The 26,844-nt window shown below is 32.9% G+C and carries 28 protein-coding genes; 11 read left to right on the top strand and 17 right to left on the bottom strand.

From position 1 onward, the window contains the following. Positions 1–158: 158 nt before the first annotated feature. Both P2W75_RS21225 and P2W75_RS21220 read right to left on the bottom strand, forming a co-directional pair. The gene (locus P2W75_RS21225) at positions 159–938 is read right to left on the bottom strand and encodes a zinc ribbon domain-containing protein (protein WP_207294791.1); all 780 of its coding nucleotides are present in this window, start codon (positions 936–938) and stop codon (positions 159–161) included. A gap of 3 nt (positions 939–941) precedes the next feature. After that, positions 942–2,036: a Nif3-like dinuclear metal center hexameric protein gene (locus P2W75_RS21220; protein WP_276381990.1), complete on the bottom strand. Its 1,095-nt coding sequence runs from the start codon at positions 2,034–2,036 to the stop codon at positions 942–944. Positions 2,037–2,239: 203 nt separating this feature from the next. Here P2W75_RS21220 and P2W75_RS21215 point away from each other — a divergent pair, with 203 nt between their 5' ends. Genes P2W75_RS21215 through lpxK form a run of 3 tightly spaced genes read left to right on the top strand, consistent with a single transcriptional unit; the run spans position 2,240 to position 3,772 of the window. Continuing rightward, complete coding sequence (locus tag P2W75_RS21215) at positions 2,240–2,488, top strand: DUF2683 family protein (protein WP_276381989.1); 249 nt, start codon at positions 2,240–2,242, stop codon at positions 2,486–2,488. Then, positions 2,464–2,745 (top strand): Txe/YoeB family addiction module toxin, encoded by a 282-nt coding sequence (locus P2W75_RS21210; RefSeq protein ID WP_276381988.1) that lies wholly within the window; start codon positions 2,464–2,466, stop codon positions 2,743–2,745. The genes P2W75_RS21215 and P2W75_RS21210 overlap by 25 nt, the downstream gene beginning before the upstream one ends. Before the next feature lie 4 nt (positions 2,746–2,749). Then, complete coding sequence (gene lpxK, locus P2W75_RS21205) at positions 2,750–3,772, top strand: tetraacyldisaccharide 4'-kinase (protein WP_276381987.1); 1,023 nt, start codon at positions 2,750–2,752, stop codon at positions 3,770–3,772. An 11-nt stretch (positions 3,773–3,783) separates the two neighbouring features. On the opposite strand, the gene P2W75_RS21200 is transcribed toward lpxK, so the two are convergent. From P2W75_RS21200 to lipA, 3 genes are all read right to left on the bottom strand, one after another. Beyond that, a complete protein-coding gene (locus tag P2W75_RS21200; RefSeq protein ID WP_306801550.1) occupies positions 3,784–5,910 on the bottom strand; it encodes an ATP-binding protein in 2,127 nt (708 codons plus the stop codon). Positions 5,911–5,981: 71 nt separating this feature from the next. Continuing rightward, a complete protein-coding gene (gene gap / locus P2W75_RS21195; RefSeq protein WP_276381985.1) occupies positions 5,982–6,980 on the bottom strand; it encodes a type I glyceraldehyde-3-phosphate dehydrogenase in 999 nt (332 codons plus the stop codon). An 86-nt stretch (positions 6,981–7,066) separates the two neighbouring features. Next, positions 7,067–7,933: a lipoyl synthase gene (lipA, locus tag P2W75_RS21190; RefSeq protein WP_276381984.1), complete on the bottom strand. Its 867-nt coding sequence runs from the start codon at positions 7,931–7,933 to the stop codon at positions 7,067–7,069. 294 nt (positions 7,934–8,227) lie between these two features. Between lipA and P2W75_RS21185 the strand changes: the two genes are divergently transcribed. Beyond that, entirely contained in the window at positions 8,228–9,097 is an 870-nt protein-coding gene (locus P2W75_RS21185; protein ID WP_276381983.1) for a M48 family metalloprotease, read from the top strand. Between the two features lie 202 nt (positions 9,098–9,299). Beyond that, positions 9,300–10,169, top strand: coding sequence for a M48 family metalloprotease (locus P2W75_RS21180; RefSeq protein ID WP_207294800.1), 870 nt, complete (start codon positions 9,300–9,302; stop codon positions 10,167–10,169). A 57-nt stretch (positions 10,170–10,226) separates the two neighbouring features. Here P2W75_RS21180 and P2W75_RS21175 read toward each other — a convergent pair whose 3' ends face one another. The 11 genes from P2W75_RS21175 to recF form a co-directional block, all read right to left on the bottom strand. Further along, the gene (locus tag P2W75_RS21175) at positions 10,227–10,607 is read right to left on the bottom strand and encodes a PH domain-containing protein (RefSeq protein ID WP_207294801.1); all 381 of its coding nucleotides are present in this window, start codon (positions 10,605–10,607) and stop codon (positions 10,227–10,229) included. 59 nt (positions 10,608–10,666) lie between these two features. Further along, entirely contained in the window at positions 10,667–11,404 is a 738-nt protein-coding gene (locus P2W75_RS21170; protein ID WP_276381982.1) for a DUF4184 family protein, read from the bottom strand. A 91-nt stretch (positions 11,405–11,495) separates the two neighbouring features. Next, positions 11,496–12,314, bottom strand: a complete 819-nt coding sequence (locus P2W75_RS21165; protein ID WP_276381981.1) for an energy transducer TonB — start codon at positions 12,312–12,314, stop codon at positions 11,496–11,498. A gap of 156 nt (positions 12,315–12,470) precedes the next feature. Further along, the gene (locus P2W75_RS21160) at positions 12,471–13,022 is read right to left on the bottom strand and encodes an RNA polymerase sigma factor (protein ID WP_207294803.1); all 552 of its coding nucleotides are present in this window, start codon (positions 13,020–13,022) and stop codon (positions 12,471–12,473) included. After that, entirely contained in the window at positions 13,013–14,119 is a 1,107-nt protein-coding gene (locus P2W75_RS21155) for a glycosyltransferase (RefSeq protein ID WP_207294804.1), read from the bottom strand. Before P2W75_RS21155 ends, P2W75_RS21160 begins: the two co-directional genes overlap by 10 nt. Positions 14,120–14,203: 84 nt before the next feature. Beyond that, on the bottom strand, positions 14,204–14,818 hold the full coding sequence (locus P2W75_RS21150; RefSeq protein WP_276381980.1) for an FMN-binding negative transcriptional regulator: 615 nt from the start codon (positions 14,816–14,818) through the stop codon (positions 14,204–14,206). A gap of 133 nt (positions 14,819–14,951) precedes the next feature. Beyond that, positions 14,952–15,452 (bottom strand): hypothetical protein, encoded by a 501-nt coding sequence (locus P2W75_RS21145; RefSeq protein WP_276381979.1) that lies wholly within the window; start codon positions 15,450–15,452, stop codon positions 14,952–14,954. Positions 15,453–15,487: 35 nt separating this feature from the next. Further along, positions 15,488–16,501, bottom strand: coding sequence for a UDP-N-acetylmuramate dehydrogenase (gene murB / locus P2W75_RS21140; RefSeq protein WP_276381978.1), 1,014 nt, complete (start codon positions 16,499–16,501; stop codon positions 15,488–15,490). 118 nt (positions 16,502–16,619) lie between these two features. Then, positions 16,620–17,678, bottom strand: a complete 1,059-nt coding sequence (locus tag P2W75_RS21135; RefSeq protein WP_276381977.1) for a glycosyltransferase — start codon at positions 17,676–17,678, stop codon at positions 16,620–16,622. A gap of 73 nt (positions 17,679–17,751) precedes the next feature. Next, the gene (locus tag P2W75_RS21130; protein WP_276381976.1) at positions 17,752–18,429 is read right to left on the bottom strand and encodes a DUF2461 domain-containing protein; all 678 of its coding nucleotides are present in this window, start codon (positions 18,427–18,429) and stop codon (positions 17,752–17,754) included. Between the two features lie 120 nt (positions 18,430–18,549). Next, a complete protein-coding gene (recF, locus tag P2W75_RS21125; RefSeq protein WP_207294810.1) occupies positions 18,550–19,629 on the bottom strand; it encodes a DNA replication/repair protein RecF in 1,080 nt (359 codons plus the stop codon). A gap of 241 nt (positions 19,630–19,870) precedes the next feature. Here recF and P2W75_RS21120 point away from each other — a divergent pair, with 241 nt between their 5' ends. The 6 genes from P2W75_RS21120 (at position 19,871) to P2W75_RS21095 (ending at position 26,147) form a co-directional block, all read left to right on the top strand. Then, positions 19,871–20,650 carry a hypothetical protein gene (locus tag P2W75_RS21120; protein ID WP_207294811.1) on the top strand — a complete coding sequence of 260 codons (780 nt, stop codon included), beginning with the start codon at positions 19,871–19,873 and terminating at the stop codon, positions 20,648–20,650. A gap of 85 nt (positions 20,651–20,735) precedes the next feature. Continuing rightward, positions 20,736–21,308: a 6,7-dimethyl-8-ribityllumazine synthase gene (gene ribH, locus P2W75_RS21115; protein WP_207294812.1), complete on the top strand. Its 573-nt coding sequence runs from the start codon at positions 20,736–20,738 to the stop codon at positions 21,306–21,308. A 166-nt stretch (positions 21,309–21,474) separates the two neighbouring features. Continuing rightward, the gene (gene mutL, locus P2W75_RS21110) at positions 21,475–23,424 is read left to right on the top strand and encodes a DNA mismatch repair endonuclease MutL (RefSeq protein WP_207294813.1); all 1,950 of its coding nucleotides are present in this window, start codon (positions 21,475–21,477) and stop codon (positions 23,422–23,424) included. Beyond that, positions 23,421–24,170, top strand: coding sequence for a rhomboid family intramembrane serine protease (locus tag P2W75_RS21105; protein WP_276381975.1), 750 nt, complete (start codon positions 23,421–23,423; stop codon positions 24,168–24,170). The genes mutL and P2W75_RS21105 overlap by 4 nt, the downstream gene beginning before the upstream one ends. A gap of 43 nt (positions 24,171–24,213) precedes the next feature. After that, positions 24,214–25,077 (top strand): rhomboid family intramembrane serine protease, encoded by an 864-nt coding sequence (locus P2W75_RS21100; protein ID WP_276381974.1) that lies wholly within the window; start codon positions 24,214–24,216, stop codon positions 25,075–25,077. Positions 25,078–25,094: 17 nt separating this feature from the next. Further along, positions 25,095–26,147 carry an endonuclease/exonuclease/phosphatase family protein gene (locus P2W75_RS21095; RefSeq protein WP_207294816.1) on the top strand — a complete coding sequence of 351 codons (1,053 nt, stop codon included), beginning with the start codon at positions 25,095–25,097 and terminating at the stop codon, positions 26,145–26,147. A 2-nt stretch (positions 26,148–26,149) separates the two neighbouring features. Here P2W75_RS21095 and P2W75_RS21090 read toward each other — a convergent pair whose 3' ends face one another. Next, positions 26,150–26,764 (bottom strand): WbqC family protein, encoded by a 615-nt coding sequence (locus P2W75_RS21090; protein WP_276381973.1) that lies wholly within the window; start codon positions 26,762–26,764, stop codon positions 26,150–26,152. Positions 26,765–26,844 lie beyond the last annotated feature (80 nt).

Raw genomic sequence — 26,844 nt, 5'->3', positions numbered from 1 at the left:
AACTTAATTTTTTTCTAAAGGTAAAAAAGGTCAGCCACAAATTACAGAAATTAGCGTGAATTTTTATTTGCATGTATTATAGACAAAACAATAATTAGTCCAAGTCCGTGACAAAAAAGGACAAAAAAAAGTCCCGATTAAATCGGGACTTGATATATTTAGAATTTTGAGAACAATTGTTCCATTTTTTCTTTTTCTTCATCTGCTAATTGCGTATCAACTAGGATTCTTCCAGAATGCTCATCAGTGATGATTTTCTTTCTTGAAGCAATTTCAACCTGAGTTTGAGGCGGAATCGTAAAGAATGATCCTGCAGAAGCTCCTCTTTCGATAGAAACCACCGCTAAACCATTACGAACACTGCTTCTGATTCTGTTGTAAGCAGCTAATAATCTGTCTTCAATTTGAGAAGCGAATTCAGCAGATTTTTCTGTTAAGAAAGCTTCTTCTTTCTGAGTTTCAGCCATGATAGCATCTAATTCAGATTTTTTATGTTTTAAATGAGAGCTTTTAGCATCAAGTTTTTCTTTTAAATTAGAAATAACTTCTTTTTTATGCTCGATAGAAGCTTTCATTTCTTTGATTTGCTTTTCAGCTAATTGAATTTCTAATTCTTGAAATTCAACTTCTTTTGTCAAAGAATTAAATTCTCTGTTGTTACGAACTGATTCTTGTTGTTTTGTGTATTTCTTGATAACCTCCTTATGCTCCTCAATAGCAATTTTCTTTGCTTTGATTTGCTCCTCAATCACTTCAAGTTCACCTTTCAGTTTTTCTGAACGAGTGCTCAAACCTGCAACTTCATCTTCTAAATCTTCAACTTCTAAAGGAAGTTCTCCTCTAACGTTTCTGATTTCGTCAATTCTAGAGTCAATAAGCTGTAAATCATATATTGCTCTTAACTTGTCCTCAACACTTAATTCTTTCGTATTCGTCATATTCTATAAGTACTTAACTGGATTTGTATTTTCTTCCGATAAAATGATCGCAAAATTAAGAATTTTTTTTCGAAGATAATCAACAATATAGTTTTTTGTATAGCGTTCACTCTCAAAATGACCAATATCTGCCAAAAGCAACTTGTTTTCTGCTTCATAAAACTGGTGATACTTTAAATCAGCAGTCAAATAAGCATCGGCTCCAGCCTGAATAGCATTTTTAATGGCAAAGCTTCCAGAGCCTCCCAAAACAGCTACTTTCTTTATTTTTTTTCCTGTAAAGGCGGAATGACGAATGCCTCGCGCAATCATAATATCTTTGACATATAAGAGAAATTCCTTTTCGTCCATCTCATTTTCAAGCTCACCAATCATTCCCAAACCAATATTTTGATGAGGATTTTGAAGATCGTATATTTCATAAGCTACTTCTTCGTAAATGTGATTGGCAAAAAGCGCTTTTAAAATTCTTGATTGCAAATGTTTTTCAAAAATAACTTCGATTTTTATTTCAGTTCCCGTGTGTAATTTTCCTTTTTCGCCAATAACTGGATTGCTTTTTTCATTTCCTTTAAAAGTGAAAAAGCCTTCAGAATTAAAACTGCAGTTGTCATAATTTCCAATTGTTCCCGCTCCCGCTTCGAACATTGCATTTCGTACTTTTTCTGAATTGTCAGGAATCGTATAGGTCACTAATTTTTGAAGAAACTGTTCTTTCGGAACTAAGATTTTGGTGTTCACTAAGCCAAGAGCGTTACTGAAAATTTTATTAACGCCTTGCGAATGATTGTCAAGAGCTGTATGGACAGCATAAATAGCAATATCGTTTTTAATGGCTTTTAAAATAGCACGTTCGACGTAATTTTTACCAGTGATTTTTTTAATTCCAGAAAATAAAATCGGATGAAAACATACGATCAAATTGCAGTTTTTAGTTTTCGCTTCTTCAATCACATTTTCCAGTGCATCGTGACATACTAAAACTCCGGTGCTTTCGGTTTCCGGATCTCCGACTAAAAGTCCCACATTGTCAAAATCTTCTGCGTAGGCCAAAGGAGCCATTTCTTCAAGTACGGATATGATATCTTTGATTTTCATTTTGGGTTTGTTTCAAGTTTAATGTTTTAGGTTTTTTGGATTTTGGTGAAATTAAAAACCTAAAAAACAAATTAACGAATAAACAGACCAACTTAAAAATATTTAAGCGATATTGTTTGTGTCGAGTAATATGGTATTACTGAGTAATACTGGTAATACGGTATTACTGATTTTTGTATCTTTGTAATTCTAAATAAAAAGTCATGACTACAATAAAAATTAATGAAAACACAAAGACAGGAAAAGCATTTATGGCTATGTTCGAGGCTTTCTTTAAGGGTGTAGAAGGTATAGAAATTGTTGAGCCTAATTATGGACAGGTTAATGAAGAACGAAGTATTTATACTTCTGAATTTGCTGATAAGGTGAAAAAAGCAGAAGAGAATATTAAAAAAGGCGAAACAACAACGCTAAATCCAGATGATGTATGGGGAAGTTTAGGGTTGAAGTAACTAAAGTGGCATACCAGGATATTGAAAAACATAAAAAATCAGGAAATAAAATTTTTATTAAAAATATCGCTAAAATTTTAATTGATCTTACAGAAAACCCATATGAAGGTTTTGGAAATCCAGAGCCTTTAAAATATGAATATTCAGGATTATGGTCAAGACGAATTAATCAAAAAGATAGATTAATTTATCGTGTAGATGATGAAGTTGTAACTGTATTTGTGATTTCAGCAATTGGTCATTATTCAGATAAATAATTCTATGAACTTACTTCGAAAAATACTTTTCCCTTTTGCCGTTTTATACGGATTAATTACTTCAATTCGTAATTTTTTGTTTGATAAAGGCATTCTTAAATCAACTTCGTTTGATGTTCCAGTAATCGCTGTTGGAAATTTAAGTGTAGGAGGAACCGGCAAAACGCCTCAAATCGAATATTTAATTCGGTTATTAACTGATAAATATAAAGTAGCGACATTAAGCCGTGGTTATAAACGAAAGTCTGAAGGATTTGTTTTGGCTGGTGAAAATTCGAATGCCGAAATTCTGGGCGATGAACCTTTTCAGTTTTATCAAAAATTCCCAAATGTTAAAGTAGCAGTTGATGCTAATCGTACTAATGGAATCATGCAATTACTTGCTCATCCTGATAAACCAGAGGTGATTCTGCTGGATGATGCTTTTCAGCACCGCAAAGTAAAAGCAGGATTTTATATTTTGCTAACAGCTTTTGATGATTTGTATGCAGATGATTATATGCTGCCAACTGGAAATTTGAGGGAAAGCAGGAGCGGAGCAGAAAGAGCCAATATTGTAATTGTTACCAAATGTCCAAATAATTTATCTGAAGAAAAGCAGACAGAAATTAGATTAAAACTGAAACTGAATTGTTCGCAGCAGATCTTCTTTACGTTTATCGATTATGATACTATAATTTATAATAAAGACGCGAAAATCGCGGTAAGTGAAATTAAATCAGAGCCAAAACTACTTTTAGCTGGAATTGCAAAACCAAAACCATTTTTTGAATATTTAAAAACAGAAAATGATGAGTGTTTAACGTTTCCTGATCATCACCATTTTTCTGATGCCGATTTAGAATCAATTCAGAAAAAAGCAAATGGAACTAAAATCATTACAACCGAGAAAGATTATGTGAGATTAAAAGATTCTAAGCTGGTTTCGCAATTGTATTACCTTCCAATTAAAAGTACTTTTATAAATCACCAGCAAAATTTTGATGCTTCGATTTTAGATTATATTAAAAATAATCTGAGATCATAGTTTAAAATAAATCAATCGAAAAATTTGGCTATTGTAGAGTAGAAATCATCTGGTACAAAAGGTTTAGTAATTACATCATTCATTCCAAAAGACAATAACATATCGCGGTTTTCGTCAAGAGAAATCGCAGTTAGCGCAATAATAGGTGTTGTTTTGTCAAAATCACGAATTTGCTGAGTTGCAGTAGTTCCATTAATTCCTGGCAGATGTACATCCATTAAAATTAAATCAAAGTGTTTTACTTTTAAAAGTTCTACAGCATCTTCACCATTGTCTATAATTTCGCAGACTATCGATTTGTTTTCAAGCATTTTTCGCGTAATCATTTGATTGATTTTATTGTCTTCAATCAATAATATAGATTTATGCTCCAATTGTTTGTCGCTGTATGGTTTTTCCTCGGCTGCTGATTCCAATGGTTCGTTATTAATTTTAAAATTTAGTTTGAAAGTAAAAGTAGAACCTTTTCCTACTTCACTTTTTAATTTGATTTCTCCACCTAAAAGTTCGGTGAGTTTTTTAACAATAGTAAGTCCTAATCCTGTTCCTCCATATTTTCTGTTGACTTCAATAGATCCTTGAGAAAAGCTTTCAAAAACAGTCTGCTGTTTATCTTCGGGAATTCCAATTCCGGTATCCACAATCTCAAAAAAAATAGTTACATATTCATCTTCCTGTTCAAACAATTTTACAATAACGTTTACTTGTCCGTTTTGTGTAAATTTTAAAGCGTTGTTAATTAAGTTCAGTACAATTTGTGAGAGTTTAGTGGGGTCGCCAATTAAATTTTCAGGAATCGAATCGTCTATTTCTATATTAAAGTGATTATTGTTGCCAGTTGCCAATTCTTTTAAAGAATTTTGAATATTGAAAAGAAGTTCTTTTAAATTAAAACTTATATGTTCAATTTCAACTTTAGTAGAATCAATTTTGTTGATTTCAAGAATTTCGTTGATAAAAGTTGTGAGGTAATTTCCTGAAAATTTTAAGGATTCCAGATATTTTAATTGTGTTTTTTTAGGCTTGTCTTCCAGTAATAAATGCGTAATTCCGTTTATAGCGTTTAGCGGCGTTCTTAGTTCGTGGCTTACGGTTGACAGGAATTCTGATCTGGCTTTTGATGCTTTTTCTGCTTTATTTTTGGCAAGCATCAATTCTTTGTTTTTTTCTCTTAAAAGAATATTATTCTGATTTCTAATAATGTTGTTTTTATATAAGGCCAAACTCAAAAGTGATAAAATCGAAATTAAAGCAATTGCTAAAATGCTTACCAACTTAGAATAACGATAGGTTTTAAGCTGAATTTTTTCTTCACTTTCTCTTTTAATTGTATTATTTAAATTTTGATTTTTTTTGAATTTTTCGAATTCATTAAAATCAATTTTAGCATTTTTTAGTTTTAAAATATAATTCTCCAGCTGATAATGTTCATCTAAATATGAATAAGCCAAATCAAAATTCCTGTTTTGTTTATAAAAACGGCTGATAGCTAAAGTAATTTTTGATTTCTGCGGAAGATCGTTAGTCTTTTCATTATAACTCAATGCTTTATTAAAATAAGCTAAAGCCGAATCATTTTGTCGAAATTTTGATTCAATTAATCCAAGCTGATAGTAGGAATCGCTTTTAGTTTTATAAAGAGAAGGATTATCAGGTTTGTTAATTATGTTGTGAAAAGTTTTAGCTGCCAGATGCAGGTTTTTGTTGTTTTTAAAGGCAACCGCTTTTTGATATTCTAAAATTTCAGAACTGTCTATAACACCTAATTCTTTTAATAAATTATGTGCTTTTACATAATAAAAGTTTGCAGTTTTATAATCGCCTTTTGCAGTATATGCAGCGCCAATGTAATTGAGAGCCAGAACTTTGGTAGAGGTTGGCTTTACATTGTTGAATGAGTTAATGCTTTTGTGAAAGTTTTCTAAAGCTTCATCGTATTTTTGCTGGTTGTAATAAATTTTTCCAAGCTTAAATGTTTGATTGGCTAAAGTTTCTGGAATATTGTTGTTTTCACAAAAATCAATAGACTTTTGAGTGTAAAAAACAGCTTTGCTATATTCTTTACTATTTAATTTTTTGTTGGCTAGTTTGTTATAATACGCAATGCTATCTGTATTCTGTTTGTACTGAGAATACAAAAAACAATTTAAAAAACAACTAACAACTAAAAGATAGTACTTCATGAATGACAAAGCATTAACAATGAATCTTATTTTTTTCTAAGCAGTAAAATCAAATCGATTAATCGCGATGAATAGCCAATTTCGTTGTCATACCAGCCAACTACTTTTACCATTTTGTCAATGACAGAAGTAAGCTGAGCATCAAACAAACACGAATGCGTATTACCTATTATATCAACAGAAACGATTGGATCTTCTGTATAAGCTAATATTCCTTTTAAATTTGTCTTTGAGGCTTTTTGAAATGCTATGTTAATTTCTTCAATACTAACAGCACGTTTAACATTGAACGTGATGTCTGTCAATGAACCATCAGGAACAGGCACACGAATACCGCAGCCCCCGATTTTTTGATGCAATTTAGGGAAAATTTTCGTTAATGCCTTAGCTGCACCTGTTGTTGTTGGAACTATTGACTGACTTGCTCCTCTGGCTCTGCGCAAGTCCTTATGCGGTTGGTCGTGAAGACTTTGGTCAGTCGTAAAAGAATGTATTGTTGTAATATAAGCCTGTTCAATCCCGCATAATTCTTCAATGATTTTAATCATAGGAGCGGCGTTGTTTGTGGTACAGCTTGCATTTGAAACAATATCTTCTGTTCCGTCTAAAATATTTTCGTTAACACCAAGAACGACTGTCTTAATAGTATCTACTTCTGATGGAGCTGAAAGAATTACTTTTTTTGCTCCAGCTTCAATATGTCCATTTAGTTCTTCATGTGTTTTGTATTTTCCTGTTGATTCTATAACAAAATCAATAGAATGACTTTTCCAGTCTAAATTTGAAATACTTTTTTCATGAAAAAAATAAAAATGTCGGCCGTCAACAATAATTCCGTTTTCATCAAAACCAACTTCAAAAGGAAGAACCCCGTGAATACTGTCATATTTTATTAAATGTGACATGGTTTTGTTATCTGCAATATCATTAATTGCAACGACTTCAATTTCAGGATGGTTTAAAAGAAGACGGAATAAATTTCTTCCAATTCTTCCAAAACCATTAATGGCAATTCTTGTTTTCAATTTTTTGTTTATTTGTTTAATTGTTAACTGGTAAATCGTTCAGTCATTTACGATTAAACAATTACCAATTAAACAGTTAAACCCTTTTATAAAATATGTTTTTGTGCTTTGTAAGAAGAACGAACCAGTGGTCCGCTTTCAACATGTCTGAAACCTAATTCAATTCCGAATTGTTCGTAACGTGCAAATTGTTCAGGAGTAATGAATTCCTTTACAGGCAAATGTTTTTTTGTAGGCTGAAGGTATTGTCCAAGAGTAACAACATCAACATTTGCAGCGCGTAAATCTCTCATCGTTTGGAAAACTTCTTCTTCAGTTTCTCCAAGACCAAGCATAATTCCAGATTTGGTTCTGTTAATTCCTTTTTCTTTCAGATAACGTAAAACTTCTAAACTACGATCGTATTTTGCCTGAATACGTACTTCGCGTGTTAAACGGCGAACTGTTTCCATATTATGTGAAACTACTTCAGGATTTGCTTCAACAATTCGATCCAAGTTTCTTTCAATTCCTTGAAAATCCGGAATTAAAGTTTCAAGAGTAGTATTAGGATTCATTCTTCGGATTGCTCTTACGGTTTCCATCCAGATAATCGAACCTCCATCTTTTAAATCGTCTCTATCAACACTGGTAATTACGGCATGTTTAATATTCATAATTTTAATAGAACGTGCGACTTTTTCTGGTTCGTCCCAATCAACTGTTTCAGGTCGGCCCGTTTTAACACCGCAGAAACCGCATGAACGAGTACATACGTTTCCTAAAATCATAAAAGTAGCTGTTCCTTCTCCCCAGCATTCTCCCATATTCGGGCAGCTGCCAGAGGTACAGATCGTGTTTAAGCTATATTTGTCTACCAAACCACGTAGTTCAGTATATTTTTGTCCAATTGGAAGTTTAACTTTTAACCATTTTGGTTTTACAGGTGGTATATTTTCAATGACTGTTTCCATATATCATAAATCAGACTACAAAGATACGGAATGTAGTTTATTTGCAGACGTTAATTTGCTTTTCGTTTGCTTTTCTATGTTTCAATTCTTTAACAATTATAAAGTGAAAATCGTAATATCTCATTTTTAAAGGCATTTTAAGATTATTTATAAATTCTTGATTGCTTTTTTTAATTTTTGATGTGCTTTTTTAAATCTCAATTTTACCCTAATCTGTTATAAAATTGACCTATTGAGCCAATGTAGAATTATGTGTGTAATAATTTTGCTGTTAATTTAATTAGTTTAAAGAACATGAAAAAGAAATTTATTGTATTAGGGATTTTATTGGCATCTTTTGGATTTACTAAAATGAATGCGCAAATACTTTCAGATAAAACAATGGGAGCTTTAAGTAAAGGCGTATCAGGTTTTACTTTTAGTGATGCAGATGCTGCAGCTTTGGCAAAAGAATCAATTGCTGAAATGGATGCAAACAATCCTGTAGCAGGACCAAATGATGGGTATACGTTGAGGTTGAATCGTATTTTTGGAAAACATACTTCAAGTGAAGGAGTTACCTTAAATTATAAAGTTTATTTGGTAAAAGATATTAATGCTTTTGCATGTGCCGATGGTAGTGTTCGTGTGTTCGCAGGTTTAATGGATATTATGGATGATAATCAGCTTCTTGCAGTTATTGGGCACGAAATTGGTCACGTTGTCAACCACGATACGAGAGATGCTATTAAAGCAGCCTATAAAAAAGAAGCTTTATTGGATGCGGCATCATCTCAATCAGGAAAAATGGAAACACTTACAAAATCTCAGCTAGGACAAATTGGAAGCGCCATGATTGATAGTAAACACAGCCGTAAACAAGAATCAGAGGCCGATTTGTATTCGTATAATTTTTTGAAGAAATATGGTTATGATGTTAACGCAGAAGAATCTGCTTTTAGAATTCTTCAAAATTTAAGTCAAGGAGATGAGGCATCATTTATGACTAAAATGATGAGTTCGCATCCTGATTCTGGAAAAAGAGCTGATGATGCTAAGAAAAGAGCAACAAAAGATGGTTTGTATAAAGAATATGTACAACAGAAAATTGTAAACACAGCTTCTGCAACATCGAAAACGACAACAAAAACCACTACTAAAAAAGCAAAAGCAAAAAAGAAGTAATTATTATATAGTTAGGTAAAACCGGCATTATTCTTTAGAATTGCCGGTTTTTTTGTTTAAAGACGTTAAGTGAATATGTTAAAAGCCTTACTGTAAATTATTTAAAATTTATATCTTTAATTGTTGAAAAAACAAACTTTGTGTGAAATGAAATAGCATTTTGTTGTGCTACATTTGTTGTTAAATTGTAATTATAAAAAATATGAAAAAGAAAATTATAATAGCAGGACTCTTATTGGCAACATTGAGTTTTACTAAAATGAATGCGCAGATTAATTTAGGAGATAAAGCAATTGGAGCATTGCAAAAAGGTGTTGCTAGTTTTACTCTAAGCAATACTGACGCGGCTACTTTGTCTAAAGAAGCAGTGCGTAAATTAGATTCGACGAATCAAGTTGCTGGACCAAATGATGGTTACACTTTGAGGTTAAACCGTGTTTTTGGAAAACATACTTCGGGAGAAGGATTTACACTGAATTACAAAGTTTATAAATTGAAAGAAGTAAATGCTTTTGCAACTGCAGATGGTAGTGTTCGTGTGTATTCTGGTTTAATGGATATCATGGATGATAATGAACTATTGGCAGTAATTGGTCACGAAATTGGACACGTTGCTAACAATGATTCAAGAGATGCTATGCGCGCGGCTTACCAAAAAGAAGCTTTAATAGATGGAGTTTCTTCGCAGTCTGCTAAAATATCTGCAGTTACAGACAGTCAATTAGGAAAAATTGGAAGTGCACTTATCGACAGTAAACACAGCCGTAAACAAGAAACTGAAGCTGATTTGTATTCATACGACTTCTTAAAGAAAAACGGATACAATGTAAATGCTGAAGAATCTGCTTTTAGAATTTTAGCGAAAATGAGCGAAGGTGCAGAAGCTTCTTTCATTGATAGAATGATGAGTTCTCACCCCGATTCTAAAAAGAGAGCTGACGATGCCAAAGCTAGAGCAGAAAAAGATGGTTTATATAAGCCATATGTACAGCAAAAAATCGTGAACACGGTTCCTGCAAAAACAACAACGAAAAAAACTACTACCAAGAAAACGACGACTAAAAAGAAATAGTAGCGTATTCGAAATAAATAAAAAACGGCAATCTTTTAGATTGCCGTTTTTTATTTATTATCCTAGAACATGATGAGCTAAAACTTTCTGCACATCATAAACATTTACAGATTTATTGAATTGTTTAACAATACTTGGATTTAATTCGCTCGAAACCCAGATTTTTAATTCAGCATCAAGATCAAAAGTTCCTGCTGTTTCTACACTGAAACGAGTAATGCTTTTGTAAGCGATCGATTTATATTCTGTTTTACTTCCAGTTAAGCCTTGTACGTCAACCAGAATTAATCTTTTGTTGGTAAAAATAAAGGTGTCGCGGATTAATTTAAAACCCATTTCAATTTGTTCGCTATCGGTTAAAAGCTGTCCGTATTTATTAACTAAATCTTCTTGGCTTACGGTACCTGCGTTGCCCATTAAAGCTGAAAATATTCCCATTTTGTAATGTTTTAAAGTTTTGATTGATTTTTAATACCTTGTAAATGTAATTGATTTTCTCAGCTTTTTTGAGTTTTGTTAAAATTTAATAGAAGAGGAGTTACTATTGATGAAATGAAAATCGAAGAAATAATTGAAACAATAATGTGTCCATATTCCTTAAATCCTAATCCTGCTGCAAATCTCAAAATAAGGATTAGAAAAGCAATTAATGCAAGTGTAATCCAATAATTTCTATTTATTTTAAAAAGATCTGTAGTTGTTTCTGGCAGTTTTAGGAATGAATATAAAATGACAATTCCTCCTAGAATTGTACTTGTATGCTGTGCAAGTTTTAGTACTAGAATTTTGTGATTAAAGAGTAAAATCGATTCTTTTAAAAAAGAAATTCGATTTACAAAATATCCGTGATCATGCGTAAAACTATCCCATAAAAGATGCGATCCAATCCCAATCAAAATTGAAAACAAAACTATAATCCAATTTCTTCTGAAGAAATGATTCCAGTTGAATTGAGTAAAGGTTAAGACTCTGGCTTGAAAAAATTTAGGTATATTTTGAAATAACTGATTTTTTACAATGTTGTGAAATATAAAACAAAGTAATAGACCAAGAGGTAAATCAAACCAGAAAATCCCTCCTATTGTATGACTGTAATTACTCTGCACCCTCATTCTAATAAAATACTCAAAATCTGGAGTCATACTGCCTATGACGAGCCCAGTTAAAGAAAACCATTTGTTTGGCAGATATTTAAGTGGCAAGACGATAGCAGGATGAGAAAAAGTAAATGGCATCGATTTTAGTTCAATTAAAAAGAATTAGTTTAAAGATAAAAATAACTAAAATCCATAAAAAAAGCAGAACCTAGATTCTGCTTTTTTAGTTTTATTCTGTTTGTATCGTTATTGGAAGGTTATAGGCAGTTCGAACAGGTTGTCCGTCTAATATGCCTGGTACCCATTTTGTTTTTAATGATTTTAAAACTCTAATAGCTTCTTTTCCTAGTCCATAACCTGGATCATTTTTCACTACGATGTCAGTCATTGTACCGTCTTTTTCGATTACAAATGAAACGTATACACGTAATGTTCTTTCGGCATCCAATTCTGGTTTTGTAAAATTGTTACCTACATAAGTATAAAACTTTTTCATACCACCTGGGAACTCAGGTAATTTGTCTAGCGCTGCTGTTGGTATTGGCTTGTTTGGCTCCACAACTGTTTCTGGTCCTTCAGTTCCACTTCCTCCAGTTGTTGGAATTGCATTTACAACCAATCCGTTTCCAACAGGATTGTCGGAAGGAGTAACGTTATTAGTATTGGTAGCAATTTCAGGTACTGCTTCATCAGCATGAGAAACAACTGGATTTGTTAGTTGTGCTGCAATAGATGGTGCCGCTGAAGCGCTTTTTTGTTCTGGAACGATTGGTTCTGATTTCTCTGGCTTAACAAGTGGTTTGTACTCAAAAGGTTTTACCACATAATCAGGAATAATTTCTGGTCCGCTGTCTACTGTATCTGGTTTAAATTTATTAATTAGCATCGACGCGCTTCCAAGGGCCGTTATTAACAACAATCCTGCAAATAATGCAGTAACAGATGTTTTTGAATTTTCTTGGCGTAATTGATACGCACCGTACTCTTTGTTTTTGTTTTCGAAAACAATGTTGGTCCAATTGTTTTCATAGATGCTAGATTTAGACATGATTTTTGGGTTTTAAGGTTAAGTAACTTTAAATCATACGCGAATAGGGTTTGGTGTTTTAGCAAACAACGTAGAAGTTGTTGTTTTAGTATGTTAATAGATAGTTTTTTAAGATAAAATGTGATTATATTTTAATCTTTTTCTAAAGATAGTAAATTATCTATTGCGTTCGATGATTTCGGCTAATAATTTTTTAGCGCGTAGTAACTTTACTTTTACACTGCTCAGAGGCTCGTTTATCTTATTGGCAATCTCCTGATAAGACATTTCTTGAAAGTAACGAAGCTGGATTACTTCTTGATAGTGTGGTTTTAATTCTTTGATGCATTGAAGGAGACGAGAGAGGTTCTGTTCTTTAATTAATGCATCTTCTGCAGATGGAGTAGGATCGGCTATATTGTATGCCTGTTGGTCTTCATTATCGGTAATTTCTATAAAAAGATTAGTTCTCTTTTTACGTAATAAATCAATGTGTACATTTTTTGCAATGGCAATAAGCCAGGTATTGAACTGAAATTCAGGATTGTAAGAGCCTATTTTGTCAAAAGCTTTTGAGAAAGTTTCAATAGTAATGTCTTCTGCAACGGTTTCGTTCTCGGTGCGTTTGAGCATAAAACTGTATACTTCGTTCCAGAAATAATCTAATAAAAAAGTAAAGGCGATCTGATCGCCTTTTTTTGCTTTTTCTATTTTAGAATTTATTTCCAATATACAGGTTTTGAAAAGATATTAGTTATAAAGATATTAATTTGAGTTAATATAAGTGCAATCTCAAGTACAGGAAACCAAATTTTAATATCATTTTCTTTCAGTTTTCCGGCCGAAAATCCAATTACTATCCAGACAATTGTATAGCGTGTTGCTAAAATAGCCACTACAGCAATCCATTGAAATTGAAACGCGAGCAGAAGTATAACTGATAAAAAGAAAAATAATTGTGAAAAGAAGAAAAGTCCCAATTGAAATTTATCAAAAAACTTATAGTATTCTGCTGTCGAAATATGTCTTCTTTTTTGGGTAAACCAATCTTTAAAAGATTCCTTTGGTTTTGAATAAGTAAAACTTTCAGGAATATAAGAAACTGTTGTGTTCAATTTATTGGCCGCTTGATTGATGAAAAGATCATCATCTCCTGAACGAACCTGAATATGATCAATAAAACCGTTAACATTAAAAAATTCTTCTTTTTTATATGCTAAATTTCGTCCAACTCCCATATACGGAAGTCCGGCTTTTGCCCATGAAAAATATTGAACTGCTGTTAATACCGTTTCAAAACGAATTAATTTATTAAGAAAAGAACGTTCTTTCTTTTCGTAACCTCCATAACCCAGAACAATTGTTTTTTCTTTTGTAAATTGTGAAGTCATAGAAGTAATCCAATCTTTTGATTTTGGATAACAATCAGCATCAGTAAATAACAAATAATCCTTTTTTGCGGCTTTAATTCCCAATGTTAAAGCATATTTTTTATTTCCCCAAAAGGCTTCGTTGTTTTCCACTTTAACCAGACGAATGTTTGAATACTGTTTTTCAAATTCTTCAAAAACTTCAAGAGTTTCATCACTTGATGCGTCATCAATTAAAACTACTTCAAAATCAGGATAATTTTGTTCTGCTAAAAGCGGCACAAATTTCTTTACATTTTCCTCTTCATTTTTTGCGCAGACAATCACTGAAACTGGAACGTTTTTAGGAGAAGATTCCTGCGGTTTAGCAAAAGCAAATTTTCCAAAAATCCCTAAGTAATAAAAAAGCTGTATGAAAACAATAGCAATAAAAAAGTAAAATATATATATAAGCATCTGGATTTAGTTAACTATTAATTTCTAAATTTTGCGAGAACAAATGTAACTATGAAATACTAATTTTCAATGTTTAAATCCGATTTACTTTCGGCATTTTGACATTTCTTTCGCAACAGCAATAGACTGAGGGTTTTCTGTTTTTTCCAATTCCGAAATAATATTTTTATAATTATGATCGTCACGGTTTTGAGAAAGCTTTTTGGTAGCCTGAATTTCTTCGATTTCAATTTCAAAACCAAAGATTCCTCTTGCTTCACGCATGGTTTTGGCAGATAAATCTTCGACCCTTACTGGATTCGCAGAATTGGCTTCGTATTTGTCAACCAATTTTTTTAATTGTTCTACAGAAGTCTCATAATCAACAATTTTAATTCTGCCATAAACATGTACGGCTATATAATTCCAAGTCGGTACATTTTCGTGATCGTACCATGATGAAGAAATATAACTGTGAGGTCCAGTAAAGACAGCTAAAACCTGATCGTTTTCTTTGAAACCTTCTGCTTGCGGATTTAGTTTTGAAATGTGTCCCTGTAGCATTTCTTTTCCGTCGGCATTTACTTCAAGTTCTATTGGAATATGGGTTGCACAAAGTTTTCCGTTCGTTTGGTTAATCAGGATGCCAAAGCTGTTTTGTTTTAGAAAAGCTTTGATTTCTTCCTGATTTTCATTTTTGTATAAGTCAGGTGTATACATTTTATTTTGTTTTATTTCCAATGAAGAATTCTCATTGGAATTTTTTAAAACGAAGATAAAGATTTGAGAAATAACTTATAGATGCGTTCTGTAACTTTTTGAGACTTTGGTGTTGTTAATTAGTAATGAAAGTTCAGTGGAGCTTTTTTGAATTTAAATAAATCTGAATTACACTTAAGTATATAATTGTCACGCCAATAAAAGTAAAAATAATTCCTTCAATCAGACATTGTGTTCCAAAATCATTGGATAAAAACGTTCTCACTGGGCGAAAAAAATGTGAGACAACTTCTTTTCTGAAAAATTTAAGTCTCAATAAAACGTATAATACTATCGCAACTATAATAGTATTTAGAGATGATAATTTACTTTTCCAATTTATAAAAGCCAGCATGCAAATACCAATTAAGGAACCTAAAAATATCCATACATACACATTTGGCCAAAAGTTAAAAATGCCTTCTTTTGTTGGCAGAAGTTTGTTCCAATATTCAGAATTTCTATATTGAGAATGTGTTTTCGCCCAAATAATTTTTTCAGAAACCGTATAAAATTTAAGTTGCAAAACACCATTAATAAGGAAAATCATTCCAAGTATTTGGAGCAATATAACTTTGATATTTAATTCTTTCATTAAAGGTTTGGTTGATAAGCTAGTAAAATCAGTGCTTAAATTACATTCACTTCAGCTTCAATTTGAATGCCAAAAGTTTCAAAGACTGTTTTTTGAACCTCTTTTGAAACGGCTAAAATTTCCTGACCTGTTGCGTTTCCATAATTTACCAGAACCAGAGCTTGATTTTTGTGAACTCCGGCATCGCCAAAACGTTTTCCTTTAAAACCAGCTTGTTCAATCAGCCAGCCTGCAGGTACTTTTACTTCAGTTTCTGAAACTTCATAATATTTCATTTCAGGAAACTTCTGATGGATCTTTTCGAAATCAGATTTCAATACAATTGGATTTTTGAAGAAACTACCGCTGTTTCCTAATTCTTTCGGATCTGGCAGTTTGCTTTGTCTAATTGCAATTACGGCATTACTCACATCTTTTAAGGTTGGTTCGGTAATGTTGTTTTTTGCCAGTTCGGCCAAAATGTCCCCGTATGAAGTATTGATTTTATGATTGCGTTTCGTTAATTTAAAAATAACCGAAGTGATAATATATTGGTCTTTCACTTCGTTTTTGAAAATACTTTCACGATAACCAAAATTACACTCATTGTTCGTGAACGTTTTTATTTCCTGAGTGGCAATGTTTATAGCTTCGCAGGAAACAAAAGTATCTTTGATTTCGGCTCCGTAAGCGCCAATATTCTGAACAGGAGTTGTACCGACGTTTCCAGGAATTAGAGACATGTTTTCTAAACCTCCAAAATTATGGTCGATTGTCCAAAGCACAAAATCATGCCATACTTCGCCGGCCTGACTTTCAACCCAGACAAAATCATCGTCTTCTTTATTTATTTTTTTGCCTTTTAAATCAATATGAATAACCAAAGCATCTATGTCTTTCGTTAAAAGCATATTACTTCCGCCTCCTAAAATGAATTTTTTCTCGTTTTTATTTTCCTGTAAAACCGTTTTCAATTCATCAATAGAATGAACGGCAACGAATTGTTTAGCGCTGGCTTCAATGCCAAAAGTATTGTATTTTTTTAAAGAGAAATTGGATTGGATTTCCATAAATAAAAGGCTTTTTAATCTGTGTCAAAAGTATGAATTATAACTTTTGGTTTAACCGCAAAGAAACAAAGTTTGTAAAGCTATGCTTTCATAGCGTAAACCCTTGCGAACTTTGCGGTTAAATAATTCTAGAATTTAGCAACTCATGATACTTCTCTGAAATAACCTTCATGTTAATATCATAATTCGCATTTTCTTCCACAAATTTTCTGTTTCGGATAATAGCTTGATTTCGCAATTCCGAATTTTCAAAAGACCAGATTAATTCTTCTGCCAGCATTTCGATATTGTCGATTTCGATAAGTTGTCCATTTTCGCGATGGGTAATCCAGCTTTGATTTCCGGGAATGTCGGAAACTATAGGATAACAGTTGGAAGCCATCGCTTCAAATAATGAAGCAGAAACACCTTCTGTAATCGGCATGCTGATGTAAATATTGGACTGCTGTAATAATTTTGGAAGTTCTGTATTTGGAATTCTTCCTGTAAAAATGACTTTATTTTCAATTTGAAGTGCTGCAGCTAAATCTTTTAAAAATTGAAGCCTGGTTCCATCGCCTACAATCGTCAGGGAAAAATCTATCTCTTTTTGATTCAAGATTCCGAAAGCTTTTAAAATAGAATCATGTCTGTATTCGGGCTGAAGGGAACGTGTTACAATCGCTTCAATTTTATTTGAATTATTGGTTGAAGGCGTAAAAAGCGATAAATCAATTCCCTTTGGAAGAACCAAAACTTTATTCATATCAACACCGATTTCTCGCATTGAAATTGTCATAACGGGACCCCAAGCATGAATTAAATGTGCTTTTTTGAAGGCATATTTCTGAATGATTTTTTTAAAAGGATATAAAACGGAACCTTCTGGCCATAAATCCGTTCGGCCTTGTTGCGCGATGGCAATGGTTTTTGATCCAGATAAAGCTGCTAGGAAACCATAACTTGTGGTTCTTTCGGCAATTACCATGTCTGGTTTTTCTTTTTTAATTATTTTCCGAATGGAAATAGGAGAGAAGAAATACTCTAAAATACGCTTGAATCTGCTGAATTTGGTTTTGTTAGAAGTTTGAAGTTCCCAAGTGATGATTTCAAAATCACCAAATTCTTTTAGGCCTTTCATCCAAGTTATGGCATCGGCGCGGTACGATTCTCCAAGAAAAAGTATTTTCCTTTTCATTATAAAAGTTTTTTCGCCACGAATTCACGAATTAATTTTCAATAATTTGTGAATTCGCGGCGATTTTTTATCTCTAAAATTCGTCAGTATCCAAAGCTCGGTTGATGAATTCGTTTAAAGGTTTTAACGCAATCAGTTTCTCGCTTGTTTTCTTTACGAAATCTTTTTTAGTGACTTCAGAAATATCGTAGACTTGAGTAGCAGTGAAACTTTTCAATTTTAAAAATTCAATAGCGGGATGATCTTTTTCATAACCGCGAGGCATGCTTTTTAATGAATTGTTTTCGTTTATATCTAAACTTCCAAACTCTTTTTTGAAATTTTTATCGTTTAAAATTTCTTGTAAATCATCATAGAAGAACGCAATTTCTTTTCGGACTTTTTTCAGGTCTTCAGCTTCTGGCGAGTAAAATCCGCCGGCAATAAAACTCGCACCTTTTTCAATGTGAACATAATATCCTGAACGATTGGCACCTTTTGCTCCTGCGGACATCCAAACGCCTAAATGTGATTTATAAGGCGATTTGTCTTTAGAAAACCGAATATCACGATTGATTCTAAAAGTACAGTTTTTAACTTCTAAAAAATCTAGTGAAGGATCCAGCGGTTTCATTACATCTAGAAAATCACTTACCAATTGATGATAATCTTTTTTGAAAACCTCGTATCGTTTTTTATTTTCCTGAAACCATTCACGGTTATTGTTTTTCTTTAAATCGTCTAAAAATTGCAATGATTCTTTCGTTAGCATATTCGTTTAAATATTTATTGCAGTTGTTTTTAAGTTTATTTAGGCTAATGTAAGAATTTCTATTTTGGGATTGGTTACGAAAACTGATACAAATTGTATCAAATTTTAAAACATCAAAAACTACAGATTAAATATTTTATAACTCTGATGGGTTGATTTTACAATCGCTTCAGTGCGTTCTGGATGAGTGTCGGATATAAAAAGCTGGCCAAAAGTTTCGGTATTTACCATCTCGATAATTTTAGACACGCGTGTTTCGTCGAGTTTATCGAAAATATCATCAAAAAGCAGAATAGGTTTTACACCGCTTTGTTTTTTTAAAAACTCAAATTGAGCCAGTTTCAAAGCAATTAAAAAAGATTTCTGTTGTCCCTGCGAACCAAATTTCTTTATGGGATGCGAATCTATTTCAAAAGATAAGTCGTCTTTATGAATGCCTGAACTTGTGTATTGCAGCGCTCTGTCTTTATTGATGTTTTCTTGAAGAAGCGATAATAGATCTTTTTCAAATAAATGACTTTCGTAAACCAATTGCACACTTTCTTCAGATCCGGTTATGGCTTGATGATGTGTATTGAATATAGGTATGAATTGTTCCAGAAAATCTTTTCGTTTTTCGAAAATCGATTTTCCGTATTCATTCAACTGCTCATTATATATAGATAAGGTGTCGTTGTCGAAAGTATGATTGAGTGCAAAATATTTTAAAAGAGCATTTCGCTGTACAATTACTTTTTGATATTGAATAAGCTGATGCAGATAAACAGGATCTAATTGCGAAATAACGCTGTCCATAAACTTACGGCGTGTTTCGCTTCCTTCCACAATTAAATCACGATCGGCAGGAGAAATAATCACAAGCGGAATAAAACCAATATGATCTGAGAATTTATCGTAAGCTTTTCCGTTTCTTTTTAAAACCTTTTTCTGTCCTTTTTTTAAACTGCACACAATCTGCTCTGTTCTGTCATTTTTGTCCAGTTCGGCATCAATTACAAAAAACTCTTCCCCGTGTTTGATGTTTTGCACAGCAAGCGGATTAAAATAACTTTTTCCGTATGCCAAATGATAAATGGCATCCAATACATTGGTTTTTCCAATACCATTTTTACCTACAAAACAGTTGATCTTGACGTCAAAATCAAAGCTGGCTTCGGAGAAATTCTTATAATTAAATAAAGAGATTTTGTTTAAATGCATTTTTTAAGAGACTCTAAAAAGAAATTTACTGCTTTGAACAGTAAAATTTGAGAATGTAAAATTATCTAATTTTATCGATATAAAGGGCTTTTCAAGCGTTTCAAGTTGATTTATTTTAGTGCTGATGCGAAAGCAGTTACGAATGCTGAAAATATTTTTTTTAAAATAGTGATAATTTTGATTTTTTTTACCTCAGTTTCAAGAAAAATTTTATTTTTGCCGTTCACTAAATTAATTTTAAATGGCTACTTACAATAAAAGAGGATATAAAGCACCAAAAGAGAAGGAAGTTAAAGAGGTAACTGAAGAACAACAGGTAGTAATTGATGAAAAAGACAGCACAACAGCTGGTGTTTTTTCTAAATTAGACGAAACTGCTTCAAGAACTGAGGATTGGGTTGCTAAAAATCAAAAAATCATTATTGGTTTAGTTGCTGGTATTGCAGTTGCTACTATTGGATATTTAGCTTACCAAAAATTCATCGAAAATCCTAAACAAGATGAGGCTGCAAACGAAATGTTTGTTGCTCAGCAAAACTTTCAAAAAGCGGTTGACGGTGTAGCAAGTGATTCATTATACAAATTAGCGTTAAATGGTTCTGAAGGTAAATTCGGATTTGTGAAAATTGCTGATGAGTATTCTGGAACAGATGCTGGAAATTTAGCAAACTACTATGCTGGTATAGCATATTTAAATACAGGTAAATTTGATGATGCTATTAAATATTTAAGCGAATTCAAATCTGAAGATATGATCTTAGGCGCTTTAGCAAAAGGAGCAATTGGAGATGCTTATTCTCAAAAGAATAATCCAAAAGAAGCTTTAAATTACTACGTAAAAGCAGCTGAATCTAACAAAAACGATTTTACAACGCCTCGTTTCTTATTAAAAGCAGCTAAAACGGCTCTTGCTTTAGGTCAGAAAGAAGATGCTTTAAAATATCTGAACGATATTAAAGATAACTTTGATGCAACGCCAGAGGCAGCTTCTATCGACGTATTGATTGGATTAGCACAATAAATTATTGTGGTAGAGTTAAGATTTTAGATTTTAGATTCGTAATTTAGCAATCTTAAATTTATAATCTAATATCTAAAGTATACAGATGGCTACTGAAAATAAAAATTTATCAGAATACGATAAAACAACAATCCCAAATGCGAAAGACTTTCGATTTGGGATTGTTGTTTCTGAGTGGAATGACACTATAACTGAAGGACTTTACAATGGAGCTTTTGAAGCTTTAACGGACTGCGATGTTCCTGCACAACAAATTATCCGCTGGAATGTTCCAGGAAGTTTTGAGTTGATTTACGGAGCAAAAAAAATGCTTCAAACCCAAAATGTAGATGCTGTTATTGTAATTGGATGTGTAATTCAAGGGCAGACAAAACACTTTGATTTCGTATGCGAAGGTGTTACACAAGGAATTAAAGATTTAAATGTTCAGACGGATATTCCGGTTATTTTCTGTGTTTTAACAGATAATAATATCCAGCAGTCAATTGATAGAAGTGGTGGTGTTCATGGGAACAAAGGAACAGAAGCTGCAATCGCTGCAATCAAAATGGCTTATATTCGCCAGCAGGCTTCAATTGCACACACTTTTAATCAACCATTATTATCTTCTGGTGCACTACAAATCGAAGATTCTCCACGAAAAATAGAAAACGAATAAAACACATTTGTTTTAAAAATATTAAAACCTATACTGTGTAAGAATGGTATAGGTTTTTTTGTTTTTTTTATGATGGCTGTTGTTCTAAAAGCAAACCAAAATTCATTAAATTTGTAATTCTTGGTTTGTAAAAACTTAACCTAAACTTTAAAATTATTTTTGCTTAATGTCGAGTATTATTCAATTACTTCCTGATCACGTTGCTAACCAAATTGCTGCTGGAGAGGTGGTTCAAAGACCCGCTTCAGTTGTAAAAGAATTGTTAGAAAATGCTGTTGATGCCAAAGCAACTGATATTAAATTGATTATAAAAGATGCCGGCAAATCATTGGTGCAAGTTATTGATAATGGATTAGGGATGACTGTAACCGATGCACGTTTGTGTTTCGCTCGTCATGCAACTTCAAAAATCCGTCAGGCCGAAGATTTATTTTCGCTTGGAACAAAAGGTTTCCGTGGAGAAGCGCTGGCTTCTATCGCTGCTATTGCACACATGGAATTGAAAACGAAGCAAGAACAAGACGAACTTGGAACTCATATTGTTATTGAAGGAAGTAAATTTGTTTCGCAGGAAGTGGCTGTTTTGCCCAAAGGAACTTCGTTTGCCGTTAAAAATTTATTTTTCAATATTCCGGCTCGTCGTAATTTCTTAAAGTCAGATACAGTTGAATTCCGTCATGTAATGGATGAATTTCAACGAGTGGCTATGGCGCATCCTAACATTCATTTTAGTTTTTACCACAACGGAAGCGAATTGTATAATCTTCCAGCTGCCGGGTATCGTCAGCGAATTGTGGGGATTATGTCGGGTAAAACCAATGAAAAATTAGTTCCGGTTAATGAAGAGACTGAAATTATCAGCATTCAGGGGTTTGTATGCAAACCTGAGTTTGCTAAAAAAACCAGAGGCGAACAGTTTTTCTTTGTAAACGATCGTTTTATCAAAAGCGGATATCTGCATCATGCTGTTATGGCGGCTTATGATGGTTTGCTGAAAGATGGTTTACAGCCAAGTTATTTCTTGTATCTGCAAGTGCCGCCCAATACAATTGATATCAACATTCATCCCACCAAAACTGAAATTAAGTTTGATGATGAACAAGCGCTATATGCTATTTTAAGAGCATCTATAAAACATAGTTTAGGACAGTTTAATGTAGCGCCGGTTTTAGATTTTGATCGGGATTCTAATTTAGACACACCCTATCATTATAAGGATTTAGAAGCTGAAACTCCAACAATTCAGGTTGACGGGACTTTTAATCCGTTTACAGATGATAAAACTAACCAGCATTACACCAAAGCTAATTCTGGTTCCAGTTATAGTTCTGGATTGTCTTCGTCATCTTCCTCGTCTTCATCTTCAGGATCTTCGTACTCCGGTTCGTCTTATTCGGGATATTCTAAACGAGTTGAGCCAACAGCAAGCTGGGAAAGTTTGTATGTAGGTTTGGATACCGAAAATCCAGAAACGATTGAAAGTTCTCCTTTTACATTCGAAAATGAAGAAGTAACTTCTTCATTGTTCAATGATAATGAAGTGGAACAAGCGAGTCAGAAAACCTATCAAATTCATAAAAAATATATTGTATCTCCAATCAAATCAGGAATGGTGATTGTAGATCAGCAGCGTGCGCATCAGCGTATTTTATACGAACAGTTTCTGCTGAATATGACCGTAAATCAAGCGGCAAGCCAGCAATTGCTTTTTCCGCTGGATTTGTTTTATTCTGCTGCCGAAATGGAACTTATCGAAGAACTGAAACCATCTCTTGAAACGACAGGATTTATTTTTGATAATACAAAATCTGATCACGTTGTGATTTCAGGAATTCCGGTAAATATTACCGAAAGTGAAGTTTCGATGGTAATTGATCAACTGCTGAGTGATTTGCAGGATGGAATTCCAGCAAACAGTTATAGTCAGAATGATACTATTGCAAAATCAATGGCTAAAAGTTTAGCGGTTAAAACCGGATCGTATTTAACCGAAAAAGAACAGGATAATTTAGTAAACGGTTTGTTTGCTTGTAAAGATCCAAATATTTCACCTTTTCAAAAACCTACTTTCATTACCATGCGTGTGGAAGATATAGATAAAAAGTTTGCCTTATGATGAATATGACTCCAGTTGTAAAACAACTGCTTATAATTAATATTATCTTTTTTATCGGTGCTCAGCTGGTGCCGGTTTCGTATGAATATCTAGCGCTTTTCTTTCCAGAAAATCCAGAGTTTCAGGTTTGGCAGCCTCTTACTCATATGTTTATGCATGGCGGATTTGCGCATATTGCTTTCAATATGTTTGCTTTATATTCGTTTGGATCGACATTAGAACATTTTTGGGGCGGAAGAAAATTTCTTTTCTTTTACATTTCATGCGGATTGGGAGCTGCTTTGGTGAATTTTGCTGTAAACTATTATTTCTATCAAGACAGTTTGTCTATTTTACAGGCACACGGATTTCCTAAAGCAAATGTGCTTAGTCTGCTTAATGATGGAAAGATCGATACCAGATGGCAGGAAATCTTAACCGTTTCAGAATTTAAGCATTTTATGAATGCTTACTTAGGAACTGTTGTAGGTGCATCAGGTGCTATTTATGGATTGCTTGTGGCATTTACATTTATGTTTCCTAATGCTGAACTCGGAATTTTGTTTATACCGATTCCAATAAAAGCAAAATATTTTGTACCGATTTATATGCTTTTATTTGATGGTTTTTTTGGAATCTTCGGAAGTTCATTAATGGGAATTGAATCTGGAATTGCGCATTATGCCCACATTGGAGGTGCTTTTTTCGGATTTATGATCATGTGGTACTGGAAAAAAAATCAGTTTAATAACAATCGTTGGAATTAATTTTTAACTTTAATATTAATTTTAAGAACCAAACGAATACTTTATGAACATTCTTGACGATTTAAAAATGCAGTATAGACTAGGTGGTATCGCAATGCGCGTTATTTATTGGAATATTGCCTGTTTTATTATTTCATTAATTTTTTTCTATGGGTTTTCAAACGGTCTGTTTTCTTTCCCAAACTGGTTGGCGCTATCGTCAGATCCGCAGGTTTTTTTATTTAAACCATGGACATTTTTAACCTATGCTTTTTTCCACTTTGGATTCATGCATTTGTTGTTCAATATGCTGGTTTTAAACTTTGCCAGTAATTTATTCCTGACCTTTTTTACTCAGAAACAATACTTAGGGTTATATATTTTAGGAGCTATATTTTCAGGTATCGTATTTGCGTTAAGCTTTTATGTTTTAGGAACTGCTGCTTCAATAGTAGGTGCTTCGGCAGCTATTATGGCAATTTTGGTTGCGGCAACAACGTATCAGCCTCTTATGAATGTTCGTTTGTTTTTGTTTGGCAATGTAAAACTCTGGCATATTACGGCAGTAATCTTGGTTTTAGATTTAATGCAGTTCCGCTTAGATAATATGGGCGGACACATTTCGCATTTGGCTGGGGCTTTCTTTGGATTTGTGTATATTAAACTTCTTCAAAACGGAACGGATTTAAGTGTTGTTATTTCCAAAACATTAGACTTTTTTGCTAATTTATTTAGAAAATCTCCAACGACACCATTTAAAACCGTTCATAAGAATTATAAAAAACCTGCAGAAAAAACATCTTCAAGAATTGTTACCAAAGATAAAACACAGCAGCAGATAGATGAGATTTTAGACAAAATTAGCCAGTCTGGTTATGATTGTCTAACCAAAGAAGAAAAAGAGTTTTTGTTTAAAGCTGGAAAATAATCCTTAGGCAGTAAATTATGAAAAACCTTTCGTGGTTTAATAAAATAATGTTCTTCCTGAATATAGTGCTAACGGTGTTTACATTTACAGTCTATATTCTGCCTTTCTTAGCACCTAAAAGCTTTCCACTTTTATCGGTGCTTACGCTGTTTATGCCGGCTTTTTTTGTAATGAATGGGTTGTTCTTTATTTATTGGGCAATTCAGTTTAAAAAGCGCCTTATTTTGTCTGGTTTGGTTTTATTGATGGGAATTACCTTTATCAATAAGTTCTATAAATTTTCTGCCAAAGAATATGTCAAAGATGAAAAAGATTTCTCGGTAATGAGTTACAACGTTCGTCTTTTTAATGTTTTCAAATGGCTGGATCGTGATGATATACCAGAAAATATAAAGGCCTTTATTGACGAGAAAGATCCGGATATTTTATGTATTCAGGAATATTCAAATTCGGCACATCTGGATTTAAAAGTGTATCCGCATCGTTATATTTTTATTGATGGAAAACAAATAAAAACGGGACAAGCAATTTTTTCAAAATTCCCAATTATAAACGAAGGAAACATTGTTTTTCCTAAATCGGATAATAATGTGATTTATGCTGATATTAAGCGCGGAAAAGACGTTATACGTGTTTATAACATGCATTTACAATCCATTAAAATCTCGCCTGATGTAACGGAGATTTCGGATGATATTGACAATGTAAATCAGAAGAAATCACAGCTTATTTACGCCCGAATCAGTAAAGGATTCAGACAACAGCAGGAACAGGCGGAAATGTTTAAGGAAAATATAAAAACCTGTAAAAGTCCGATTATTATCTGCGGAGACATGAATAATAGTCCATTTTCGTATGTATACCGAAATATTAAAGGAAAATTGAAAGATGCTTTTGAAGAAGCAGGAGAAGGCTTTGGGGCCACTTATAAATTCAAATACTATCCTGCAAGAATCGATTATATCTTTACCGATACTCGAATGAAAGTAAAACAGTTTGAAAGTTTTCCTGATTTCGAAAACTCAGATCATTACCCAATAATGACCCGTCTTTCGTTAATGGAGCAATAATTTTAGATTACTTTTTGGGATTTAAGATAATCCATTGCAAATTTTCCTTCGTTAAAAAGCAAATCCAAAACACTTAAATTATTGATGAATCCGTGTTTGTCGTCAAAAACCTGTGTGTATTTTTCGAATGAATTCTGGTCTTTTTTTCCGTTTGCCAAATATCTAAAATCTGAAAAGTTGGTTACTTCATGAAAGTATTCTTCGGTTTTTCCGAATTCTAATTTCATGCGCAGACATTTGGTTACTGTTTCTAAAACTTCCATGTTTAAATCCATTAAAAAGGTATGTTTCTTTTCGAAAATAGGAGCAATATCATCTTCAAAGTATTCGAAGAAAGGAGAGCTTCTGTAGGCTGCCTCCAATGATTTAAAATGCTGTTTCTGCCAGTCAAATTCATTTTCAATCAAAATGTCTTTTGTTTTTTGATGCGCTGCTTTTGAATGTTTAACAGGAATATTTAAAAGTTGAATTCCATTCGGACTATAGATATAGGTACGATTTCTGTTAGTCTGCTTCTGAAAATTATCTTCCATTTCAAAAGTGATAGTGTCAGACTGCGCCATTACAGCAAAGTGACTAATTGATGGAAAATAAGTAGGAAGTAATAAGGAATTCATTTTGTATTTATGTTTAAAAGTTTCAGGTTTCAAGTTTCAAGTTTGTGTGAACCTGAAACTTGAAACCTGAGATAAAAATA

This window comes from Flavobacterium sp. H4147 (assembly GCF_029360735.1).
GTDB lineage: Bacteria > Bacteroidota > Bacteroidia > Flavobacteriales > Flavobacteriaceae > Flavobacterium > Flavobacterium endoglycinae.
Note: the sequence above shows the minus strand (reverse complement) of the source record. Positions and strands in the feature narration are given on the sequence as shown.

Coding starts and splice junctions, on each gene's coding strand:
- P2W75_RS21225 (WP_207294791.1), bottom strand. CDS start 938: ATGACGAATACGAAAGAATTAAGTGTTGAGGACAAGTTAAGAGCAATA.
- P2W75_RS21220 (WP_276381990.1), bottom strand. CDS start 2,036: ATGAAAATCAAAGATATCATATCCGTACTTGAAGAAATGGCTCCTTTG.
- P2W75_RS21215 (WP_276381989.1), top strand. CDS start 2,240: ATGACTACAATAAAAATTAATGAAAACACAAAGACAGGAAAAGCATTT.
- P2W75_RS21210 (WP_276381988.1), top strand. CDS start 2,464: ATGGGGAAGTTTAGGGTTGAAGTAACTAAAGTGGCATACCAGGATATT.
- lpxK (WP_276381987.1), top strand. CDS start 2,750: ATGAACTTACTTCGAAAAATACTTTTCCCTTTTGCCGTTTTATACGGA.
- lipA (WP_276381984.1), bottom strand. CDS start 7,933: ATGGAAACAGTCATTGAAAATATACCACCTGTAAAACCAAAATGGTTA.
- P2W75_RS21185 (WP_276381983.1), top strand. CDS start 8,228: ATGAAAAAGAAATTTATTGTATTAGGGATTTTATTGGCATCTTTTGGA.
- P2W75_RS21180 (WP_207294800.1), top strand. CDS start 9,300: ATGAAAAAGAAAATTATAATAGCAGGACTCTTATTGGCAACATTGAGT.
- P2W75_RS21175 (WP_207294801.1), bottom strand. CDS start 10,607: ATGGGAATATTTTCAGCTTTAATGGGCAACGCAGGTACCGTAAGCCAA.
- P2W75_RS21170 (WP_276381982.1), bottom strand. CDS start 11,404: ATGCCATTTACTTTTTCTCATCCTGCTATCGTCTTGCCACTTAAATAT.
- P2W75_RS21165 (WP_276381981.1), bottom strand. CDS start 12,314: ATGTCTAAATCTAGCATCTATGAAAACAATTGGACCAACATTGTTTTC.
- P2W75_RS21155 (WP_207294804.1), bottom strand. CDS start 14,119: ATGCTTATATATATATTTTACTTTTTTATTGCTATTGTTTTCATACAG.
- P2W75_RS21150 (WP_276381980.1), bottom strand. CDS start 14,818: ATGTATACACCTGACTTATACAAAAATGAAAATCAGGAAGAAATCAAA.
- P2W75_RS21145 (WP_276381979.1), bottom strand. CDS start 15,452: ATGAAAGAATTAAATATCAAAGTTATATTGCTCCAAATACTTGGAATG.
- murB (WP_276381978.1), bottom strand. CDS start 16,501: ATGGAAATCCAATCCAATTTCTCTTTAAAAAAATACAATACTTTTGGC.
- P2W75_RS21135 (WP_276381977.1), bottom strand. CDS start 17,678: ATGAAAAGGAAAATACTTTTTCTTGGAGAATCGTACCGCGCCGATGCC.
- P2W75_RS21130 (WP_276381976.1), bottom strand. CDS start 18,429: ATGCTAACGAAAGAATCATTGCAATTTTTAGACGATTTAAAGAAAAAC.
- recF (WP_207294810.1), bottom strand. CDS start 19,629: ATGCATTTAAACAAAATCTCTTTATTTAATTATAAGAATTTCTCCGAA.
- P2W75_RS21120 (WP_207294811.1), top strand. CDS start 19,871: ATGGCTACTTACAATAAAAGAGGATATAAAGCACCAAAAGAGAAGGAA.
- ribH (WP_207294812.1), top strand. CDS start 20,736: ATGGCTACTGAAAATAAAAATTTATCAGAATACGATAAAACAACAATC.
- mutL (WP_207294813.1), top strand. CDS start 21,475: ATGTCGAGTATTATTCAATTACTTCCTGATCACGTTGCTAACCAAATT.
- P2W75_RS21105 (WP_276381975.1), top strand. CDS start 23,421: ATGATGAATATGACTCCAGTTGTAAAACAACTGCTTATAATTAATATT.
- P2W75_RS21100 (WP_276381974.1), top strand. CDS start 24,214: ATGAACATTCTTGACGATTTAAAAATGCAGTATAGACTAGGTGGTATC.
- P2W75_RS21095 (WP_207294816.1), top strand. CDS start 25,095: ATGAAAAACCTTTCGTGGTTTAATAAAATAATGTTCTTCCTGAATATA.
- P2W75_RS21090 (WP_276381973.1), bottom strand. CDS start 26,764: ATGAATTCCTTATTACTTCCTACTTATTTTCCATCAATTAGTCACTTT.